This window comes from Empedobacter sp. UBA3239, assembly GCF_002362875.1.
GTDB classification, from domain to species: domain Bacteria; phylum Bacteroidota; class Bacteroidia; order Flavobacteriales; family Weeksellaceae; genus Empedobacter; species Empedobacter falsenii_B.
In genome coordinates this window covers 1-21,127 of the sequence record NZ_DEVJ01000085.1, presented here as the reverse complement: position 1 = coordinate 21,127, position 21,127 = coordinate 1, and the positions used below count along the sequence as shown (strand labels likewise).

Below are 21,127 nucleotides of genomic sequence, written 5' to 3'. Positions count from 1 at the left end.
TGATAAAGGATTTTTTTTATAATTGTAATGAATTATTTATTAAACATTGGTGCTAATAATTTTTTCCAGATAAATAATAAAATTAATGATCCTAAAATTGAAAAAATCCAATCCAACGGACTGAAAAAACTCACTTCTCCATCATGAGAAATTCCTAAAATTGTACGCATATAAGCTCCTAAATATGCACCAACAATACCTATAAGTGCAGTTACCCAAAATCCTCCCGGATCTTTACCTGGCATTATTGCTTTAGCAATTCCAGCACAAATTAAACCGAACACTAAGTATACCAAAAAGCTCCAAACTCCGGTAATACCTAACATAATAAATGAAGTTGTCATCATAATTAATAGTATTTTTTATGGTTTTAAAAATTGTTAAGTAAATCTTAACTAAAATCGTTCCAAAAAGATAAGAAAAGTTTTTGTAATTTGTAAATTTGTAACACTATAAAATAAAATTTATGTCTCTAATCAAATCTATTTCAGGTTTTCGTGGAACAATCGGAGGAAAACCGGGAGATAATTTAACTCCTATAGACGCTGTAAAATTCGCAGCTGCTTACGGAACTTGGCTTAAGAATCAATCAAATCAATCAGAATATAAAGTAATTGTAGGTCGTGACGCTCGTATTTCTGGACAAATGGTTTCTCAATTAGTTTGTTCAACTTTACAAGGATTAGGAATTAATGTTGTCGATTTAGGTTTATCTACTACTCCAACTGTAGAAGTTATGGTGACACATTTACATGCAGATGGAGGAATTATTTTAACTGCTTCTCACAATCCAAAAGAATGGAATGCGTTGAAATTATTGAATGCAAAAGGAGAATTTGTTTCTGCAACAGATGGTGCGCAAATTTTAGCTTTCGCAGATAAAGATGATTATACATTTGCTAAAGTTGATGATTTAGGTTCTTATGAAACTTTTGATGATGCAATTGATTTACATATCGAGAAAATTTTGGCTTTGCCATTAGTGAATGCAAAAGCGATTCAAGAGAAAAATTTCAAAGTTGCGATTGACGCAGTAAATTCAACTGGAGGAATTGCAATTCCTAAGTTATTACAACGTTTAGGTGTAATTCATTACGATATGTATTGCGAGCCAAACGGACATTTTCCTCATAATCCAGAGCCTTTAAAAGAACATTTAGGTGATATCTGTAAAAAAGTAATCGACGAACAAGCTGATTTCGGAATTGTGGTAGATCCAGATGTTGACCGTTTAGCAATTATCGATGAGAAAGGTGAAATGTTTGGAGAAGAATACACATTAGTTGCAGTCGCAGATTATGTATTGTCAAAAACGCCTTCAGCAACAGTTTCTAACTTATCTTCTTCTCGTGCATTACGCGATATTTCTGAAAAATATGGTCAAAAATATTCACCATCAGCAGTTGGAGAAGTAAATGTTGTAGTTGAAATGAAAAACGTTGATGCTAAAATTGGTGGAGAAGGAAACGGTGGTATTATTTATCCAGAATTACACTACGGGCGCGATTCTTTAGTAGGAATTGCTTTATTCTTGACATATTTAGCTGAACAAGATAAATCAGTTTCAGAATTGAGAGCTTCTTATCCAGCATATTTTATGGCGAAAAAGAAAATCGAATTAACACCAGAAATCAATGTTGACGAATTGTTAGTTAAAATTCAGGAAGTTTACAAAAACGAAGAAATCAATACAGTTGATGGAGTTAAAATTGATTTTCCTACTGAATGGGTTCATTTAAGAAAGTCAAACACAGAACCAATTATTCGTATTTATACTGAAAGTACTTCAGAAGAAAATGCAAATAAATTAGCGGATAAAATGATCGAAAGCATCAAAAATATTATCTAAAACAATCTATTTTAATTGTTTAACAAATGTGCAAAACTCTAACAATTCGTTATGATTTTTGCACATTTTATTTTGTAAATTAGTCTGCTACTATGGACGAAGATTTTTTTAATAACGAGCTAATTGAATGTTTTGAGCAAATGCTTGACAATCGTGAATATAAGTATTACGATTCAGAGGATTTGGTCGAAATTCTTGAATTCTATATTGAAGTAAATGATAGCGAATACACAAAACGTGCGCTAGATTTTGCAGAAAAAATGCATCCTGAAAATATAGATATCAAAATCAAGAGAATTGAATATTTTCTTACAATTGAGGATTTAAAAAAAGCTGCAAAACTCATCAAAGATTTAAAAGATTTAGCCGCAAACGAGTTAGATTATCTTCTTGTACAAGCGCGATTTTGGGGAATGAAAAATATGCCTCGAAAAGCGATAAGTTTTTATGAAGAAGCTTTGCAAATAGACGACGAAGAAACCGATTTTATTTGCAATAGTATCGGAAATGAATATTTGAATTTAGATGAAGTTCATTCTGCATTGATTGCTTTCAGAAAAGCATTGAAATTCAATCCAGAAAACGATTATACTTTCTACTCTATTATTCAATGCTACGAAGAAATTCATAATCCTGATGAATGCATCGAGTTTCTAAAAGATTTTATTGACGATAATCCATATTCGGAAGTTTCTTGGTTGCAACTTGGTCTGTTGTACAATCACAAAAAAATGTATGACGAAGCTATAAATGCGTTAGATTACGTGCTTGCGATTAATCCTAACTCTATTGTTGGTCATGCTAACAAAGCAGTTTCTTTAGAAGAATTAGGAGAATACAACAAGGCAATAGAAACATTAGAAGAAACATTAGAATTTGATGATTCGCCTGCTGTTACGCATATGAAAATTGGTGAATTGTATGAAAAGTTAGAGAAACCACAAAAAGCGTTGAAAGCTTATCATATTGCGATAAAAGAAGATCCGCAATTGGATAAAGTTTGGGCAAAAGCAGCTTCGCTTTACAACAAATTAGAAAATATTGAAGAAGCCGAATATTACATTCAGCGAGCGATAGAATTGAATGGCGATAATTACGAATATTATACAGATTCAACTTACTATTTTCTGAAACAAATGAAGTTTGAGGAAGCTATAAAAAACCTTTCGAAATTGGTTCAATTAAAGCCTTTTGTTTTCCATACTTGGTTTGCTTACGTCGAAACTTTAATTGCTGTTGGCGAATACGAGGAAGCGATTGCAGTCTTATTAACAGGCGCTTTAAAGAATTTTAATCGTGCCGAATTTTTCTATCAATTGAGTAATGTCTATTATATTACAGAGCAAGATCAATTAGGAAATGAAGCGTTGCAAAATGCATTAAGTTTGGATCGAAATTTAAAAGATTCTATGATCGAATATTATCCGATTTTAGAAGAAAAAATCAATCAAATTTCTGGAAATAACGAATAAAAATATAATTCTTAAGCCATCTTTTTTAGATGGCTTTTTTCTTCACAGTAAAATAACACAGGTTTATTCAAAAAAACTTAACTTTATGATACTAAACAAGCCTTATGAACTTTGTCGCACATCAATATTTATCTTTCGGAAATCAATCGCTTCAAATTGGAAATTTGCTTGGTGAAACTGTAAAGGGAAAACAATATTTAGATTTTCCAGAAGATATTCAGAAAGGCATTTTATTGCATCGTTCAATTGATACATTTACAGATTCTCACGAAACTGTCAAACAAAGTTCAAGTTATTTTCACGAAACACAACACAAATTTGCACCAATTATTATTGATGTGATTTATGATTATTTTTTGATTAAATATTGGAATAATTATTCTGAAACTCCTTTCGAAAAATTCAAATCAGATTGTTATCAATTATTTAAGGATGAATACAATTCGCTTCCAAAAAAACTACAAGAAATCATTTTTTATTTGTTGAAATATGATTGGTTCGAAAATTATTCGACCATAGAAGGCGTTCAAAAAACATTAAAAGGAATCGGAAGTCGAGCAAAATTTGAGAATAATTTACATCAAATCATTCCCGAATTTGAAAAAAATTATTCTAATCTCGAAACTGATTTTCTATCATTTTTTCCTCAAATCCAAACGCATTGCAAGAACTTTGTATTCATTGATTCTCAAGTCTAAATTTCATTTTAAGAATTCGATAAAATTCATTAGTTTAGGGCTGTAAACAAACAGAAAACCACAATGGATTTAACTTTTAATAAAAGAGAGGATCATAACAAATTATTACTTTCTAAACTACGCCAAAAACTGAAACAAGTTTACCTTGGCGGAGGTCAAAAAAGAATTGATGCGTTGCATAGCAAAGGAAAAATGTCTGCAAGGGAACGTATTGATTATCTTTTGGACGAAAAAAAACCGAACATAGAGATTGGTGCTTTAACAGGAGATGAAATGTACAAAGAACACGGCGGATGTCCTTCGGGAGGTGTTGTTGTGAAAATTGGTTACATTTCTGGTAAACAGTGTATTGTTGTTGCAAATGATGCGACAGTAAAAGCTGGTGCTTGGTTCCCAATTACAGGTAAAAAGAATTTGCGTGCTCAAGAAATTGCGATGGAAAATAAATTGCCAATTATTTATTTGGTGGACAGCGCAGGTGTTTATTTACCAATGCAAGATGAGATTTTTCCTGATAAAGAAATGTTTGGTCGAATTTTCCGCAATAATGCAATCATGTCATCAATGGGAATTACTCAAATTTCTGCTGTGATGGGAAGTTGTGTTGCTGGTGGAGCATATTTACCAATTATGAGCGACGAAGCAATGATTGTAGACAAAACAGGTTCTATTTTCTTGGCAGGAAGTTATTTGGTAAAAGCAGCTATTGGAGAAGATATTGACAACGAAACTTTAGGTGGAGCAACAACACATTGCGAAATCTCTGGCGTGACTGATTATAAAGCAAAAGATGATAAAGATGCGTTGGATAGAATAAAATCTATTGTTGGTAAAATTGGTGATTATGAAAAAGCTGGATTTAATCGAATTGAAGCAGCAAAGCCTGCTTTAGATGAGCAAGAAATCTATGGTATTTTACCTGAATCTCGTGCTGAGCAGTACGATATGTATGACATTATTAACAGAATTGTTGATAACTCAGAATTGGACGAATATAAGCCTGATTATGGAAAATCAATTATTTGTACTTATGCTCGAATTGATGGTTGGGCGGTTGGAATTGTAGCTAATCAACGTAAAATCGTGAAGTCTAAAAAAGACGGAATGCAGTTCGGTGGTGTGATTTATTCAGATTCTGCGGATAAAGCGACTCGTTTTATTGCGAATTGTAACCAAAAGAAAATTCCGTTAGTTTTCTTACAAGATGTGACTGGTTTTATGGTTGGATCTAAATCTGAACATGGTGGTATTATCAAAGATGGTGCGAAAATGGTAAATGCAGTTTCGAATTCTGTTGTTCCAAAATTCACGATTATAGTTGGTAATTCTTATGGTGCAGGAAACTATGCTATGTGTGGAAAAGCTTATGATCCTAGATTAATTGCGGCTTGGCCTTCGGCTCAATTGGCAGTTATGGGAGGTGAGCAAGCGGCGAAAGTTTTGCTACAAATAAAAGAAGCGACTTTGAAAGCGCAAGGTGTAGAAGTTGATGAAGTGAAAAAGCAAGAACTTTTGAACGAAATTACAGCAAAATACAATGATGAAACAAGTCCTTATTATGCTGCGGCACGTTTGTGGACAGATGGAATTATTGATCCTTTGGATACGCGTAAATGGATTTCGATGGGAATTGAAGCTGCGAATCATGCTCCGATTGAAAAACAATTTAATTTAGGTGTTATCCAAGTTTAGAAAAACGAAAATATTTTTAAAAATAGAAGAGAATCCAATTTAGGATTCTCTTTTTATTTTTTGAATATTGTTTGAAACATGTAAATCAAATCTTGTCGAAAACTCCAATTCTTTACATATTCTACATTGATCTTAACTTTATCTGGCCAAAGAATTTCATCATTATATTTGATTGGATCATTTACATTGGATAAAATTTCTTCTTCTTTACAATATTTCAATTGAGCAGGACCAGTAATTCCAGGTTTAACTTTCAACACCAATCTATCCTCTCCAACCAATTTATCTGCATAACCAGCGACATCAGGACGAGGTCCAACAAAACTCATTTCCCCTATTAGAATATTGAATAATTGAGGTAATTCATCTAATTTATAATCTCGAAGAATCTTTCCAATTTTGGTAATTTGATGTTGATCGGTTGTTATTGTCGATTTAGAAACCCCTTTAATCGTTCTGATTTTATAAATATTGAAAAATCTTCCGTCTTTCCCAACTCTTTTTTGTGTAAAAACGCCAAATTGATTGGTATCTATAGAACTTATGATAATTAACAAAACAATTAACCCAACTAAAAATATTAGTAGGATTAATGCAAGTATATAATCAAATATGTTCTTTAAGATCATTTCAATTAAAAGAATTTACTTTTATTTCGAGAAGCTAAACATTTTATTTTTCCGAATGATGAATTATCAAAATTCTCATCTCCAGCAAAATATCCGTAGCCGTAACTATAACCGTAGCCGTAGCCGTAACCATATCCGTAACCGTAGCCAGTTTTAATTTGGAAATCGTTGAATATAATTCCGACATTCGAAACCTCACCTTCATCATATTTATTCGAAATTGCATGGATAAAGTTTTTCTCCGAATAGTTGTAACGTGTTACATACAATGTGCAATCTGCGTTAAGCATCAAATCGTACGAATCTGTTACTAATCCTATTGGCGGTGAATCTATAATTACGAATTCATATTTCTCTTTCAATTCAGCAAATAATTGATCCATTCGATTACTCAAAATCAATTCTGAAGGATTTGGAGGAATTGGACCTGCTGTAATAATATCTAAATTTGGTAAAATTGTACGTTGTGTAATTTGATTTAACTCTAAATCATCCGCAACATAGTCTGTTACACCTGTTTTATTATTAATGTTAAAATCATCAAAGATTTTTGGTTGACGTAAATCTAATCCAATCAGAACCGTTTTCTTATCCATAGAACCAAGTGAACTCGCAATATTCATCGCATTGAAAATTTTACCTTCACCTCCAATAAATGATGTCATTAAAATCGTTTTGTTATCATCTTCAAGTCCTGGATTCTTGTATAAATATTTCAGATTAGAACGAATTGATCTAAACGATTCAGAAATTCCTGATTTTGGATTGTTGATTACAACTAAAGGTTATAGGAATTTCTTTAATCAATTCGCCTTGATACAAGTTAAGCATCAAAGTAAAGTCGAATTTATCTTTTGGTAAGTTTCGCAACAAATCTAAAACTACTATTGGAACTCCACCCATTTCTAATGAACGAAGCCTAAAAAGTACTTTTATTTTTCTATGTTGATTTGACATTTGGTTAGTTTAATAAACAAAAATACAACATTGAGTTTGAATTGAATAATACAACAACTTAAAAACTCATAAAATAATTCTTAATTTTGCAGAAAAAGTAGTCGAATGTTCAAAATTGGTACAAAAGTTAAAGTGATAGATGATAATATTTCGGGAACAATTTCCAAATTGAAAGGTGATTTTGTTTACTTTAATGATGAGTTTGGTTTTGAATATGAGTATCGCCAAGATGAAATCATCAAAGATATTGAAATTGACTATGAAGAATATCGAGATGAGAAAATCAAAGAATTTTCGAAACCAAAGTTTAAGACTTTTCGCAAATCTCATCGACATCCTTATTTAACGCGAGAAATTGATTTGCATATCGAAAATTTAGTTGATAATTGGCGTGATTTGGATAATGCGCAAATTATACAAACACAATTAGATGTTGCACGAAATGAGGTGGAGCGCGCTATGTTCGAAAGTCAAATTCGATTGATTTTAATTCACGGTTATGGAAAAGGAATTCTGAAAAAAGAAATTACCGAATTGTTATATCGTTACACGAATATCGAATTCTATGACGCCTCGTTCAAGGAATATCACGGCGACGCCATAGAAGTTAAATTTATTTAAATTGAGATATTTCGATACAATTTTCTTATTCTATCGAAACGAAAATCACTCAATATGACAATTTTCATTATTATTAGTCATTGGCTATAAACAAAGAAAGTCATTCTGAATTTGTTTCAGAATTTCATTATTTTTAGGATTAAAATCTTTTGATCCAATCCATCAAATCATAATAATTTTGAGGAACAATTCCGTGTCCACTTCTATATTCGTGGTATTCAAAATTAATATTCATCGATTTTAAAAACTCGTCACCCATTCGTCCTAATTCAATTGGCAATACAACATCTTCTGTTCCGTGCGAAACAAAGAAATTTAAGTTCGAAAAATCTTTCGATAGATCAAAATCTCCAATAATTTTAGCTTCTGGATAACCACTTAAAATAGCCACGTTTTTAATCTTTTCTGGATTATTTAGCGAAATCGCATAACTCAAAATTGCACCTTGGCTAAAGCCCATCAATGTTACATTTGCGTCATCTAAATTCTCTTGTTGAACAATTGCATCAATAAATTCGACCAATTTATTACGCGATTCTATTGCTTGCGTTTCATCCATCCATTTTTCATTGTTCACAAAATTAATATCATACCACGCATATCCGCCATACACAATATCATGCAACGCTCGTACACTTATAATATGCGCATTCTGCGGTAAATCTTGTGCAAATGAAAACAAATCTTCTTCGTTGCTTCCATAACCATGTATCAGCACAAAAAGAGGCGTTTTTTCAGTCGAAACAACAGGTAAACGTTCGATATATTTTATTCCATTCAATTCTTTCATACAAACTTATTTTTAGCGAATTTAATTCTAATTTTTCTAAATAAAATTATTTTCAGTTCAGTTAAAACCCTTCGAAAACACCCAAACCAAATAAAGCGAAATCATATTTCACAGGATCATTTGCATCCATTTCTCGCAATTTTGTATCAAGTTCTTTCAATGCTTTTGCATCATTTTGTTTTCGAGTCAGAATATTTAATTTTCGTGCAACATTTCCCGAATGTACATCCAAAGGACAGGAAAGAATAGAAGTTGGAATGGATTTCCAAATTCCTAAATCTACGCCTTGTTTGTCATCACGAATCATCCAACGCAAGTACATATTGATACGCTTTGCAGCCGAATTATTCAATGGATCTGAAATATGTTTAGTTGTTCGAGTTGGATGTTCTATTTCAAAAAAAGTTTGTTTGAAATTCGAGATTGATGCTTGCATCGAATCTGAAGTTTGATGTTTTGCAAAAACTTGTTCCAATCCGCCATGATTTTGATAAATGTTACGAAGCGATTGCATGAAAAATTTCAAATCTTCACTATTGAATGTTCTGTGAACAAAACCACCCAAATTCTTTAAATGATTCTCAGAGAAATTCATCACAAAATCGTAAGGCGAATTTCCCATCAACTGCATCATTTTATTCGCATTATTGATAATCATTTTACGATTTCCCCATGCAATTGTTGCCGCTAAAAACCCAGCAATTTCGATATCTTCTTTCGCAGAAAATCTATGCGGAATCTGTACTGGATCAGAATCGATAAAGTCTAATGTATTATATTGAAGAACTTTTTCGTCTAAAAAATCCTTTAATTCTTCTTGAATCATTTACATTTCTATTTGAAAAATTCCATCAGCCATCACCAATTTTCGATCAGTCATATTTGCTAATTCTTCGTTATGTGTCACAATGACAAAAGTTTGTCCAAATTCGTTTCGAAGATTGAAAAATAATTCATGTAATTCTTCAGCATTTTTAGAATCTAAATTACCAGAAGGTTCATCAGCAAAAACTACTTTAGGCTGATTAATCAACGCACGAGCTACTGCTACACGTTGTTGTTCTCCTCCAGAAAGTTGATTAGGTTTATGTGTCAAACGTTGCGAAAGTCCCAAATAAGACATTAACTCTTTTGCACGCTTTTCGGCTTCTGCTTTTTTTGTTTTCTTGATAAAAGCTGGAATACAAATATTTTCTATTGCATTAAATTCTGGCAACAATTGATGAAACTGAAAAATGAATCCAATGTTTTCGTTACGAAATTTAGATAAATCGCGATCGTTTAACTTCGTGATATCTTGTCCCGCAATCTGAATAGAAGTATTATATTTCTTTGGCTCAGAACTTTTTTCTAATGTTCCTAAAATTTGAAGCAAAGTTGTTTTTCCTGCTCCAGAAGCACCAACGATAGAAACGATTTCTTTTTCTACAATCGATAAAGAAACATTTTTTAGCACTTCTAATTCACCAAATTTCTTAACAATATTTTCTGCTTTTATCATGAGGTAAAGATATAAATTAAGTACTAAGTCTTAAATCATAAGTGATAAGTTTTTTTTGAATTAAAATTCGTCAGTTCGAGTGATTTTTAGAAATGAAATGATAAAAAATTGTATCGAGAATAGAATTTCACTAGAATTGACGGTTTTTTATTGATAAAATTATAAAATCAATCCTCCGTCGAAAATGCTTTAAACCCAAAACAAACAATTTTAGTGTACTTGGTACGATTTAAAAATTATATAACAATTGTTTTGACTTTTTAAATCATTAATATTCGTATCTTGTAACCTCTAAATAAATAATATTAATCACTTTTTTAGCATAAGCTGATAAAATTAATATGGCAAAATTTAGAATACATCAACAATATTTTTATTTTTGTAATTGAAAAATCAAAAAAAATGAATCTTCACGAATATCAAGGAAAAGAAATTCTTAGTAAATATGGTGTGAAAGTACAACGTGGTATCGTTGCTACTACACCAGAAGAAGCTGTAGAAGCTGCTAAACAATTAACTGAACAAACTGGTACAGGTTGGCATGTCGTAAAAGCACAAGTACACGCAGGTGGTCGTGGAAAAGGTGGTGGAGTAAAGCTTGCTAAAAACTTGGACGAAGTTAAAGAGAAAGCAAACGAAATCATCGGAATGCAGTTAGTAACACCTCAAACTTCGGCTGAAGGTAAAAAAGTTCATCAAGTTTTAATTGCTGAGGATGTTTATTATCCAGGTGAATCTGAAACTGAAGAATACTATGTTTCTGTATTGTTAGATCGTGCAACTGGTAAAAACATGATTATGTATTCTACTGAAGGTGGAATGGATATCGAGGAAGTTGCTGAGCACACACCAGACAAAATCTTTACAGAAGAAATTGATCCTGCTGTAGGAATCCAAGGTTTCCAAGCGCGTAAAGTTGCTTTTAACTTAGGTTTATCAGGAAATGCTTTCAAAGATGGTGTTAAATTTATCACTGCTTTATATAATGCATACGTTGCGATTGACGCTTCTATGTTCGAAATTAACCCAGTTCTTAAAACATCTGACGATCAAATTATCGCTGTAGATGCTAAAGTATCTATCGATGATAACTCATTATTCCGTCATCCAGATATCGCTGCTTTACGTGATACAAGAGAAGAAGATCCAACAGAAGTTGAAGCTGGTGAAGCTGGATTAAACTTCGTAAAATTAGACGGAAACGTAGGATGTATGGTTAACGGAGCTGGTTTAGCAATGGCAACTATGGATATCATCAAATTATCTGGTGGTAATCCTGCAAACTTCTTAGACGTTGGTGGTACTGCTGATGCTGAGCGTGTAGAAAAAGGTTTCCGTATTATCTTAAAAGATAAAAACGTAAAAGCTATCTTAATCAATATTTTTGGTGGTATTGTACGTTGTGATCGTGTTGCTCAAGGTATTTTAGATGCTTACAACAATATGGGTGACGAAATTAATGTGCCAATTATTGTTCGTTTACAAGGAACAAATGCAGAAATCGCTAAGAAAATGATTGATGAATCAGGTTTCGCTGTTCACTCTGCTATCACATTAAAAGACGCTGCTGACAAAGTAGAAGAATTAGTAGGTTAGGATTTTAACTTATTTACAATATATCAAACCTCTCAAAGAATTCTTTGAGAGGTTTTTTTGTATGATTTATTGTCATTCTGAACCTGTTTCAGAATCTCACGAGATGCGAACCTGAAATAAATTCTACTTGACATTTTGTAATTAAATGATTTTACTAAATAAAGCTGATAAATTAAAATATTGTAATTTTAGAAAAAATAAATATGGACAATAGGTCTATTATAAGTAAATATAAAGATTTACATAATGAAGTTTTAAGTGATTTTTCAATTAAATGGAATCCTGAAAAATCTAAAAATTTTAAATCAGATGTTATTAAATTCTTTTACTTTGAAAAAGAATTTGATTGGAATATATTATTAAATGCTCTATACGTAATTGATGACACAGAATACGCCAAGAAAAATTACTTAAAATTTAAATTATCTGGACCTACTAAAATACTAGATATAGGAGAACAATACCTGAGGCTTTACGGAATTTTAAATGCTGTTTATCAACAACAATTAGCAATAATTAACTTAATTGAGATTCATAAAATTCCACACAAATCCAAAATAGTTAATGATTTAAAAAAGTATAAAATAATTGAATTAAGAAATAAAATTGGTGCTCACTCTACGAATTACATAAGCAATGACTCTAAAGATTTTGATGTTTACGAAATTTCACGGGTTGATTTAGAAAATGATAAAATTCTATTAATAAAAAATCAAGATATTGATGAATCTTATGATCTTGAATCTCTATTATGTGAGTTTGATTATGAGATTCAAAGAATATATTCAATAATATTAAACAAATTTCTCAAGAAAAAGAATATAACTAAATATCTAACTATTTTGGATAATATAGATTTTGAAAAAGATGGAGGATTGTTGATAGGAGACATAAAAATATTCAAGCATAAATAAAAACCTCCGCTCAAATTATTGAGTGGAGGTTTCTTTTTACGCATATTTAGTAAAGTCTATATATCGTCAAAATCGATATTGGTAAAAGATTCAACTTGCGTTTCGTCTTTACCCACAACTTTAATTTTTGGATCAAAATCTTTCTGATGTCTTTCCGAAATTACCTCTTGTCCTTTTTGAGCAAAAACAAAATCGGTCGTTTCGTCTAACATATCTTTGAAACTTTCAAAATCTTCTTTGTACAAGTAGATTTTATGTTTTTTGTAATACACATTTCCATCTTCCTGCGTATTTTTTTTACTTTCAGTAATCGTCAAGTAATAATCCCCTGCTCTTGTTTCGCGGACATCGAAAAAATAAGTTCTTCTTCCAGCCCTTAATACCTTTGAAAAGACTCCTTCTGCATCCACCTTTTCTTGGTTTTCAAAATCATTCATAAGTCTAAATAGAGTTTAATTGTTAAATGTTTCCTAACAAATCTAAAAAAAATTAAGAAAATAACAACGTTTTAAACAATTATTTTCTATTATTTTATTAAATCTATATAAATAAACTTAATCTAGCAATTGTTTATTGTACAATTCATAATAATAACCATGCTTATTTAATAATTCGCTGTTCGAACCATTTTCTAAAACATGACCATCTTCTAAAACCAAAATCTGATCAGCGCGCTTTGCAGAAGACACACGATGCGTAATAATGATGGTTGTTTTACCATTAATCTCAGAAGATAAATTATTCAAGATTTGTTCTTCGGTTTCGGTATCTACAGCAGACAAACTATCATCAAAGATTAATATTTTCGGATCATTTACCAATGCACGAGCTATAGAAACACGTTGTTTTTGACCTCCAGAAAGCGTAACGCCGCGTTCACCAACAACTGTTTCGTAACGTTCTTTAAATCGATCAATATTATCATGAACAACAGCTTTCTTCGCAAAAATTTCAGCCGTTTGCTCATCTGTATCGTCAGAACCAAACAAAATATTATTGGTTAGCGAATCCGAGAAAAGGAAAGCTTCTTGCGGAACATAACCAATTTCTTCTCGAATAGATTCTACATTAATATCATGAATATTTTTACCATCAATCAAAATTTCACCAGAAGTCGGTTCCAGCGAACGCGCAACTAACAAAGCAATTGTCGATTTTCCTGAACCTGTTTTTCCAAGAATCGCTAAAGTTTCACCTTTATTAATTTTGAACGAAACATTATCCAACGCCTTAATTCCTGTGTTTTCGTAGATATACGTCACATTTTTAAATTCGATTGTTCCTTCTACTTCATGATTGACTAATTGTTTTTCTTTCACATCAGTTTCAGCATTCAAAAATTCGTTGATACGAAACATTGATGCTTCCGCACGCTGCACAACCATTGTAATCCAACCCAACGAAGTAAATGGCCAAATTAACATATTTAGGTAAAGGAAAAATTGTGCAATAGAACCAATATCCATTGTTCCTTCTATATATTTTACTCCTCCCAAATACAAAATCACCAAATTACTCACACCAACTACAACAACCATCAATGGTCCAAAAGCTGCCTGAATTTGAGCTAAATTAAGCGCACGTTTCTGATATTCGTCTGCTTCTACTTCGTATTTAGATTTAATAAATTCTTCCGAATTGAATGATTTTATCACACGAATTCCAGCAAAAGTATCTTGTACAGATGACGAAATCGTAGATTGTTGTTCTTGTACGCGCTTACTTTTCTTGTTAATATTTCGTGCAACATTATAAATTAACAATGATAAAATCGGTAATGGAGCTAATGTATAAAGCGTTAATTGTTGATCAATTTGCAACATAAAATACGCAATGATCACAACTCGCGATACCAAATCAATTGGATACATAATTCCAGGTCCAAGATACATACGCACCAATCCGACATCTTCGGTAATACGATTCATCAAATCGCCCGTTTTGTGTTTTTTGTAAAAGGACAACGATAATTTTTGATACTTATCGTAAATCACATTTTTCAAATCGAACTCAATATAACGCGACGCCACAATAATCATTTGTCGTGTACCAACCGTCAAAACTCCTCCCAAAACTTTAAAAAAGAAAAAAGCCAAACTGGCATACATCAAACCATCTTTCAAAAGATCGAGGTTATCTGTTCCTTCTTTCTTAAAATTTCGTAGCAATTCTTCAACTGTATTAATCGCTTCTCTAATATATGTAACGGAATAAACCTGCACCCAATTGGCACAAATCGTAAAAATGAAGCCCAAAAATATTCTCCATTTATACTTCCATAAAAATTTATTTAACTTTTGTAATGATTTCACAAAACAAAATTACATTCTTTTTTTTACCTTTGCATCAATTTATTAGACGTTATATCATTGAAATTATGTTGGGAAGAAGACAACTACGCGAAAAAGTAATGCAGAATATCTATGCTTACAATAGTTTAGGAACTGAAGGCGAAGAAAGAGCGGTCGAGAAAAATATGATGAAAAGTATCGATCAAATCTATGATTTGTACATTTATCTCCTAAATTTGATTAAAGTTCAAAAGGACATTGCAGAGCATAAAATTGAACTTGCAAAATCAAAAAACTTTCCAACCCAAGAAGATTTAAATCCAAATTTAAAATTTGTTCAGAATAAAATATTCAAAATTATTGAACAAAATCTTGAATTATCTCGTTATTCAAATGACAACAAATTTTTACTTTGGGATATTTATGATTCTTATCCAAACAATATCTTTAAAAATTTGACAGAAAGCGAATTGTACAAAACGTACATGAGCAGCGACAAACATTCTTTTGAAGAAGACAAAGAATTTATCTTGAACTTTTTCGTAGAATTTATTGCTGAATATGAAGATTTGCACGATTACTTAGAAGGAATTCAGATCACGTGGGCAGACGATGTACATATTGCAAATGCGATGGTACACACAACGATAAAATCGTTCCGTCAAAACAGTTCTCCGTTGATTTCTTTGTTCAAAGTTTACAAAGATTTAGATGACAAAAAATTTACTGAAGAATTATTCCGTAAAACTATTCGTCACCAAGTAGAAACAAGAAAAATCATTGACGAAAAAGCTCAAAACTGGGAATTAGATCGTATTGCGACAATCGATTTGATTATTTTAGAAATGGCTTTGACAGAATTTTTATATTTCTCAAATATTCCTGCAAAAGTTACAATCAACGAATATGTGGAATTAGCGAAGAGTTATTCGACAGAAAAATCGCGTGTTTTTGTTAACGGAATCTTAGATAAAACATTAAAAGAGTTAAAAGACAATAATAATTTACCAAAATACGGTAGAGGTTTATTATAATCACTATTTTTTCTTAATTTTGACTAAGACAAATAATTATAAAAATGAAAAGTAAATTATTTATTTTAGGTGCATTTGCATTATCATTCGCAATCAGCTCTTGTGGAGAGAAAAAAGCTAGCGACAATTTTACAGCAGAAGAAACAGCTCAACAAGCTGAAAATGTTGTAGATCCAGCTACAGCTCCAGTTTTAACATTAGCAGAAGCAAATCACGATTTTGGAGATGTAAAAGCTAACAATAAAGTAGAAACATATATCAAGTTCAAAAACGATGGTAAATCTCCATTAGTTATTCGCGATGCGTCTGCAACTTGTGGTTGTACCGTTCCTGAATTCCCTTCTACTCCAATTGCGGTAGGAGCTACAGATTCTATCAAAGTTGTTTACACAGCTGGAAACATGAACGGAAAACAACAAAAAACAGTAACTTTAGTAACAAACACAGTAAACGGTCACGAGAAATTTGATATTTCTGCAAACGTTGTTGGAGCTACTGCAAATGATCAAAATGCGCAACAAGCATTTGGACAATAAGTATTAAATCGATAAAATATAAAAATGATTCAAACAATCTTTTTACAAGCTGGTGCACAAGGCGGAGGAATGTCTATGCTTTTGATGTTCGGAGGAATGTTCGTAATTATGTACTTTTTCATGATTCGTCCTCAACAAAAGAAAGCGAAACAAGAAAAACAATTTCAAACGGATATCAAACGTGGTGATCAAGTTGTAACAACTTCTGGAATTCACGGGAAAATCAACGAAATTTATGACGACGCTGTTATCATCGAAACTGGAGCTGGAAAAATTAAATTTGAAAAGGCTGCAATTTCTCGTGAATTAACTGCTGCACGTTATTCAAAAACGACTGACAAAGCTGAAAAATCAGACAAAGTAGTAGAAGAAAAAAACTAAGTTTAAGGTTAACATATATTTAACTGATTGCCGAAGGAATTATTCTTCGGCATTTTTTTAACTTCAAACCATGAAAAACAACCAACCTTTTGTAGCAGGTATTACTGGCGGAATAGGATCTGGCAAAAGTACAGCAGCAAAATTCTTCGAAGAATTAGGTATTCCGGTATATAATTCTGACACAAGAGCGAAAACGATTCAGAATGAAAACTCTGAAGTAAAAGTTAAAATTATTGCAGCTTTTGGTGAAGAAGCGTACAATGAAAATGGTTTGAATAAACCATTTATATCAAAACAAGTTTTTCAGAATAATGAAAAATTGAAGCTATTAAATTCAATTGTTCATCCAGCAGTTTTCCAAGATTTTGAAGATTGGAAAAAAGCTCAAAAATCGGACATTGTAATGAAAGAAGCTGCCATTTTAATAGAAAGTGGTAGTTACAAAGATTGCGATGTTGTGATAAGTGTAGTGGTCGATATAGAAACGCGAATTGCACGAACTATAGAAAGAGATGGTTTATCACGAGAAGAAATTCTTGCGAGAATAAACAATCAGATTTCGGACGAAGAACGAATCGCTAAATCAGATTTTATTATTGATAATAATGGCGATTTAGCTCACTTGAAAAATGAAGTGGAACAAACGTTTATCAAAATCAAAAAAATGATTTAATCGTCCAAATTTTAACAAAAAGATAGAAATTAGAAAAGATTAAACTATTTTTAATCATTCAATAAAAAATAAATGAAAAAAGGATTTTATAAAATCTTAATCGTTATCATGAGTGTTGCGCTTATTGGATTGATAATTATTCAATTCTATTGGCTAAACTTAACAATTCAGAATGGTACAGACAGTTTTAACAACAACGTGTACCAAGCGATGAATTATACAACTGAAAAAATAAATAAAAACGAATTAGAGCGATATTATAAGAAATTCAATAATATACAATCAGATTTAAAGTCAAATAAAGATAAACCGCAAGTTGTAACCAATCAAGTCATCAAAGATTCGCTTGGTGTAACGTATGCTTATGTAACGCGTTATGTGGTCGAAAAATCGATGTTGCCGTCATCTGGAAAATACAATGATAGTTTGACGAAAGCGAATATTTATTCGCAGGAGCGAGTTTTCAAGATAGACAAAGATTCTTCTGCTAGAGGAATTCCGAATCTGAATCTGAATTTTGAGCATGCTTTACAAGACGGAACATTTACGCTGGAAAGCGCTGCGCGTTGGGATGCAGGCTCTACGCCGATCGACAAACGTGTGAATTATGCAATGTTAGATTCGATTTTGAAAAACGAATTACGTAACAGAGGAATTCATCAAGCAATGCCAATTTTGGCAGTTTTGAAAAAAGATTCGACAGAAACAAATGTCAAATCAAAAGATTTTGATCGCAATAAAATCGAATTTATGGTTCCGCTATTTTTGGACAGAAAGGATCATATCGAATATTATTTGGCAGCAAATTTTGTTAACCGAAATTTAGCCATTGTTGCGCCAACAGTTCCAGTTATTTCATTGACATTTATCTTAACCATGATTATTATTACGGTTTTCTCATTGTCAATTTATTACATGCAATTGCAACGCAAGAGTTCGGAAATTAAGACTGATTTCATCAATAATATGACGCACGAATTCAAAACGCCTATTGCAACCATTAATATTGCGTCTGATGCATTGCGTAACGAAAAAATATTTACTGATCCTGAAAAGGTGAAATATTATGCAGATTTGATCAAACAAGAGAACAAACGTATGAATGCTCATGTTGAGATGGTCTTACGAATGTCAAAGCTTGATCGCAATCAAATGGATATGAATTTTCAGGAAGTAAATTTGAATGGGATTGTACAAAAAAGTGTTGAGCCGATAAGATTTATTGTAGAAGAAAGAAATGGTACAATATTTGAAGAATACAACGCAGAACAATCATTTGTAAAAGGAGATCCGTTCCATTTAGAGAATATCGTTATTAATGTATTGGATAATGCTCGAAAATACTCTCCAAACACACCGGAGATTAGAGTAAAAACATACAACAAAGACAACAATTTTTTAATTGAAATTTCTGATAAAGGAATGGGAATGCCACAAAACGTTCTGAAAAAAATATTTGAACAATTTTATAGAGAAGAAACGGGAAATATACACAATGTAAAAGGTCATGGACTTGGGTTGGCTTATGTCAAAAAAATCGTTCAGCTTCACGGTGGACAAGTTTGGGCAGAAAGTTCAGCAGGAAAAGGAAGTACTTTTTTCATTAAAATTCCTCTAAAATCATAGATCAATGAGTGATAAACAACGATTACTTTTAGTAGAAGATGATCCAAGCTTCGGAAGTGTATTAAAGGATTATTTGGTTATAAACGATTTTGACGTAACGCACGCAATCGATGGTGAGGACGGTCTTGCCAAATTTAAAGAAAGTGATTATGATCTATGCATCCTTGATGTAATGATGCCTAAAAAAGATGGTTTTACATTAGGAAAAGAGATCAAAGAACTAAAAAGTGAACAACCAATTATATTTTTAACAGCGAAAAACATGCGCGAGGATGTTTTGAATGGTTACAAAATTGGAGCAGACGACTATGTCTTAAAACCATTTGATTCGGAAGTTTTATTGTACAAAATAAAAGCTGTTTTACAACGTAATTCTGGCGAAGAAGAAAAATTTGAACAAGAAGATTTCAAAATTGGTAAGTTTACGTTCAATGCAAAATTGAGACAATTAATTTACGATGGTAAATCACAAAAACTTTCGCCAAAAGAAAACGAATTGTTACGTTTATTGGCAGTTTACAAAAACGATTTAATGCCTCGTGAGATTGCCTTAACACGTATTTGGCACGATGATAATTACTTTACATCGCGTTCTATGGACGTATATATTGCAAAATTACGTAAGTATTTAAAGAAAGATCCTGCAGTAGAAATCGTGAATATTCACGGAGAAGGATTCCGACTTTTAATTCAAGAATAAGATTACAATTTTATAGAAAAAAACCTCAACATAATTGAGGTTTTTTTGTGGAATTGTATTTTTAATTATCGACTTCCGCTCCTAAATTTCTGTATTGTTGACGAAACTTTTCAGCCCATTTAAACCATTCATCATATTGGGCATCAGGATGTTTTTCTTTATCAAAAAAAGATTTGATATAATCATCAGAAAAATCTTTTGAATAATTTTGCATAGAATCAAAATTGTTATTTAACCAATCTTTATTCAACATATAATTCATTCGATTTACATCAAAATGATTTCTAAACTCGTGATATGAACCTGTTGCAGATAATTTTAAAGTTGTTTTAAAAACTTCTTGATTGGTTCTTGCAAAAATTGCATTTTTATTTAGATACAATGCAGCTGCATTTCTAAGTGTTGTTTCTCATACACTTTACCTTTCGCATCTTCCCAAATCGAAAGCTAATACTCTTTTTGGTACAGCCCCATTTAAATAGAGTTCAAATACCAATATTTTTAGTTTAGTTTTATTTTCAACCAAACCTAATTTATATAAAATTGTAAAAAATTTCTATTTACTATACATAATCAAATCCATCACAAATTTATTTGAGGTGAATAATTTTTGAGGTTGAGCTTGATTTAGGTTATTTTATAATTTATCTATTATCAGATTTTTATCATCCGAATAATTTCCTAACCAAACAAACTTTAAAAACGGAATAGAAAAAGATTTCATTTCGTTTACAACCTCATAGATATTGATTGAATCGGAAAACTATCACACATCATCTTCCGTTTCCAAAACATAATCTGACGAAGATTTAACTTCATTAAACCACAAATCTCTTGGAATTGTAAAACCCTCAATTTTATTATTCTTTAAAATATTATCCTCAATAGTTTTTATTTTATCTTGATATTTACTTGAAGTAATAATTTTAGCATCTAGAAATTATAATTTAATAACTTCTAATTACTTTTTCGACGTACAATCATCCAAAATTTTAATTTCAAAATTACCTTTTACATATCCATAAAATGAACTTAAACAACGCTCCGGTTAATAAAATCAATTGGAGGATTTGATTATTATTGTAGTTATCTAGTCTAATTTTTCTATCAAATACTTTTTTGCAACAAATGGTAATATATTTAATAAACCCGTTGTGCATTATCAAA

22 protein-coding genes and 1 pseudogene are annotated in these 21,127 nt (G+C 31.5%); 13 read left to right on the top strand and 10 right to left on the bottom strand.

Annotated elements, in window-relative coordinates; translation table 11 throughout:
• Nucleotides 1-32: 32 nt before the first annotated feature.
• Nucleotides 33-347, bottom strand: coding sequence for a GlsB/YeaQ/YmgE family stress response membrane protein (locus tag B4G36_RS12890; RefSeq protein ID WP_180905890.1), 315 nt, complete (start codon nt 345-347; stop codon nt 33-35).
• A gap of 119 nt (nt 348-466) precedes the next feature.
• Here B4G36_RS12890 and glmM point away from each other — a divergent pair, with 119 nt between their 5' ends.
• The 4 genes from glmM to B4G36_RS12870 all read left to right on the top strand — a co-directional run bounded on the left by glmM (nt 467) and on the right by B4G36_RS12870 (nt 5,711).
• Nucleotides 467-1,849: a phosphoglucosamine mutase gene (glmM, locus tag B4G36_RS12885; protein WP_286495351.1), complete on the top strand. Its 1,383-nt coding sequence runs from the start codon at nt 467-469 to the stop codon at nt 1,847-1,849.
• A gap of 92 nt (nt 1,850-1,941) precedes the next feature.
• Nucleotides 1,942-3,321 carry a tetratricopeptide repeat protein gene (locus tag B4G36_RS12880; RefSeq protein WP_291064280.1) on the top strand — a complete coding sequence of 460 codons (1,380 nt, stop codon included), beginning with the start codon at nt 1,942-1,944 and terminating at the stop codon, nt 3,319-3,321.
• Nucleotides 3,322-3,425: 104 nt separating this feature from the next.
• Nucleotides 3,426-4,019: an ACP phosphodiesterase gene (locus tag B4G36_RS12875; RefSeq protein ID WP_038335367.1), complete on the top strand. Its 594-nt coding sequence runs from the start codon at nt 3,426-3,428 to the stop codon at nt 4,017-4,019.
• Nucleotides 4,020-4,082: 63 nt separating this feature from the next.
• The gene (locus tag B4G36_RS12870; protein ID WP_286495349.1) at nt 4,083-5,711 is read left to right on the top strand and encodes an acyl-CoA carboxylase subunit beta; all 1,629 of its coding nucleotides are present in this window, start codon (nt 4,083-4,085) and stop codon (nt 5,709-5,711) included.
• Between the two features lie 53 nt (nt 5,712-5,764).
• Here the strand turns inward: B4G36_RS12870 and B4G36_RS12865 are convergent, their stop codons facing one another.
• From B4G36_RS12865 to B4G36_RS12855, 3 genes and pseudogenes are all read right to left on the bottom strand, one after another.
• Nucleotides 5,765-6,340: a sugar transferase gene (locus B4G36_RS12865; protein WP_221853946.1), complete on the bottom strand. Its 576-nt coding sequence runs from the start codon at nt 6,338-6,340 to the stop codon at nt 5,765-5,767.
• Between the two features lie 5 nt (nt 6,341-6,345).
• Nucleotides 6,346-7,092, bottom strand: coding sequence for a CpsD/CapB family tyrosine-protein kinase (locus B4G36_RS12860; RefSeq protein WP_414646344.1), 747 nt, complete (start codon nt 7,090-7,092; stop codon nt 6,346-6,348).
• Nucleotides 7,093-7,129: 37 nt separating this feature from the next.
• Nucleotides 7,130-7,297 (bottom strand): annotated as a pseudogene (locus B4G36_RS12855) (glycosyltransferase); the annotation flags it as partial.
• A 105-nt stretch (nt 7,298-7,402) separates the two neighbouring features.
• On the opposite strand from B4G36_RS12855, the gene B4G36_RS12850 reads away from it, so the two are divergent.
• Nucleotides 7,403-7,918 carry a hypothetical protein gene (locus tag B4G36_RS12850; protein ID WP_221853947.1) on the top strand — a complete coding sequence of 172 codons (516 nt, stop codon included), beginning with the start codon at nt 7,403-7,405 and terminating at the stop codon, nt 7,916-7,918.
• A gap of 139 nt (nt 7,919-8,057) precedes the next feature.
• On the opposite strand, the gene B4G36_RS12845 is transcribed toward B4G36_RS12850, so the two are convergent.
• From B4G36_RS12845 to B4G36_RS12835, 3 genes are all read right to left on the bottom strand, one after another.
• Nucleotides 8,058-8,708, bottom strand: a complete 651-nt coding sequence (locus B4G36_RS12845; RefSeq protein WP_291064279.1) for an alpha/beta hydrolase — start codon at nt 8,706-8,708, stop codon at nt 8,058-8,060.
• 61 nt (nt 8,709-8,769) lie between these two features.
• Nucleotides 8,770-9,534 (bottom strand): TIGR02757 family protein, encoded by a 765-nt coding sequence (locus B4G36_RS12840; protein WP_221853949.1) that lies wholly within the window; start codon nt 9,532-9,534, stop codon nt 8,770-8,772.
• Nucleotides 9,535-10,209, bottom strand: a complete 675-nt coding sequence (locus tag B4G36_RS12835; RefSeq protein ID WP_038335263.1) for an ABC transporter ATP-binding protein — start codon at nt 10,207-10,209, stop codon at nt 9,535-9,537. It lies immediately after the preceding gene.
• A gap of 402 nt (nt 10,210-10,611) precedes the next feature.
• Here B4G36_RS12835 and sucC point away from each other — a divergent pair, with 402 nt between their 5' ends.
• Both sucC and B4G36_RS12825 read left to right on the top strand, forming a co-directional pair.
• Nucleotides 10,612-11,805 (top strand): ADP-forming succinate--CoA ligase subunit beta, encoded by a 1,194-nt coding sequence (gene sucC / locus B4G36_RS12830; RefSeq protein WP_221853950.1) that lies wholly within the window; start codon nt 10,612-10,614, stop codon nt 11,803-11,805.
• Nucleotides 11,806-12,008: 203 nt separating this feature from the next.
• A complete protein-coding gene (locus B4G36_RS12825) occupies nt 12,009-12,719 on the top strand; it encodes a hypothetical protein (protein WP_286495049.1) in 711 nt (236 codons plus the stop codon).
• Nucleotides 12,720-12,775: 56 nt separating this feature from the next.
• Here the strand turns inward: B4G36_RS12825 and B4G36_RS12820 are convergent, their stop codons facing one another.
• Entirely contained in the window at nt 12,776-13,156 is a 381-nt protein-coding gene (locus B4G36_RS12820) for a PUR family DNA/RNA-binding protein (RefSeq protein WP_280052022.1), read from the bottom strand.
• Nucleotides 13,157-13,273: 117 nt separating this feature from the next.
• A complete protein-coding gene (locus tag B4G36_RS12815; RefSeq protein ID WP_286495050.1) occupies nt 13,274-15,031 on the bottom strand; it encodes an ABC transporter ATP-binding protein in 1,758 nt (585 codons plus the stop codon).
• On the opposite strand from B4G36_RS12815, the gene nusB reads away from it, so the two are divergent.
• The 6 genes from nusB to B4G36_RS12785 all read left to right on the top strand — a co-directional run bounded on the left by nusB (nt 15,022) and on the right by B4G36_RS12785 (nt 19,960).
• Nucleotides 15,022-16,044 carry a transcription antitermination factor NusB gene (nusB, locus tag B4G36_RS12810; RefSeq protein WP_260509518.1) on the top strand — a complete coding sequence of 341 codons (1,023 nt, stop codon included), beginning with the start codon at nt 15,022-15,024 and terminating at the stop codon, nt 16,042-16,044. The genes B4G36_RS12815 and nusB overlap by 10 nt on opposite strands.
• Nucleotides 16,045-16,088: 44 nt before the next feature.
• On the top strand, nt 16,089-16,580 hold the full coding sequence (locus B4G36_RS12805; RefSeq protein ID WP_221853954.1) for a DUF1573 domain-containing protein: 492 nt from the start codon (nt 16,089-16,091) through the stop codon (nt 16,578-16,580).
• A gap of 24 nt (nt 16,581-16,604) precedes the next feature.
• On the top strand, nt 16,605-16,961 hold the full coding sequence (gene yajC, locus B4G36_RS12800; RefSeq protein ID WP_221853955.1) for a preprotein translocase subunit YajC: 357 nt from the start codon (nt 16,605-16,607) through the stop codon (nt 16,959-16,961).
• 70 nt (nt 16,962-17,031) lie between these two features.
• Nucleotides 17,032-17,634 carry a dephospho-CoA kinase gene (coaE, locus tag B4G36_RS12795; protein WP_221853956.1) on the top strand — a complete coding sequence of 201 codons (603 nt, stop codon included), beginning with the start codon at nt 17,032-17,034 and terminating at the stop codon, nt 17,632-17,634.
• Nucleotides 17,635-17,706: 72 nt separating this feature from the next.
• Complete coding sequence (locus B4G36_RS12790; RefSeq protein WP_114998924.1) at nt 17,707-19,260, top strand: sensor histidine kinase; 1,554 nt, start codon at nt 17,707-17,709, stop codon at nt 19,258-19,260.
• A 4-nt stretch (nt 19,261-19,264) separates the two neighbouring features.
• Nucleotides 19,265-19,960 carry a response regulator transcription factor gene (locus tag B4G36_RS12785; RefSeq protein ID WP_019974263.1) on the top strand — a complete coding sequence of 232 codons (696 nt, stop codon included), beginning with the start codon at nt 19,265-19,267 and terminating at the stop codon, nt 19,958-19,960.
• 61 nt (nt 19,961-20,021) lie between these two features.
• Here B4G36_RS12785 and B4G36_RS12780 read toward each other — a convergent pair whose 3' ends face one another.
• Complete coding sequence (locus B4G36_RS12780; RefSeq protein WP_291064278.1) at nt 20,022-20,342, bottom strand: hypothetical protein; 321 nt, start codon at nt 20,340-20,342, stop codon at nt 20,022-20,024.
• Nucleotides 20,343-21,127: the final 785 nt, after the last annotated feature.